Origin of the sequence: Staphylococcus pasteuri (assembly GCF_030547725.1) — a bacterium.
In the GTDB taxonomy this organism is placed as follows: Bacteria; Bacillota; Bacilli; order Staphylococcales; family Staphylococcaceae; genus Staphylococcus; species Staphylococcus pasteuri.
In genome coordinates, this window is record NZ_JAUOQO010000061.1 from 1 (window position 1) to 388 (window position 388).

Genomic DNA, 388 nt, shown 5'->3' on the forward strand with positions numbered 1-388 from the left:
ACTCGGAGCTGCAAGCATACAAAGGGTTACGCCGCCTTGGAGAATGGGAATACGAATTAGCTAACGCACAAAAAGTGTTAAATCAGCAGATCGGTACTCGGCACTTAGATGGTTTTGGGGTAAGTGAATACCCGCTAGCCCTTTCAGCAGCGGGTTGTTTAATGCAGTATGTTCAAGATACCCAACGCACTGCCCTACCGCATATCAATGCAATTATCGTTGAGAGCCAAAATCAGTTTATTCAACTTGATGCCACAAGCCGTAAAAACCTCGAGTTAACCCGTAACCTTGCTGGCGGCTACGAAAACACCCTAAGTTCAATATTAGACCGCAGCTCCACTGCCATGGGAAGCCGCTTGCTAAATCGCTGGTTACACCAGCCTTTAAG

1 pseudogene is annotated in these 388 nt (G+C 47.2%); it reads left to right on the forward strand.

What is annotated here, in order from left to right:
• A pseudogene (locus Q4528_RS12790) lies at window positions 1-388 on the forward strand (hypothetical protein); the annotation flags it as partial.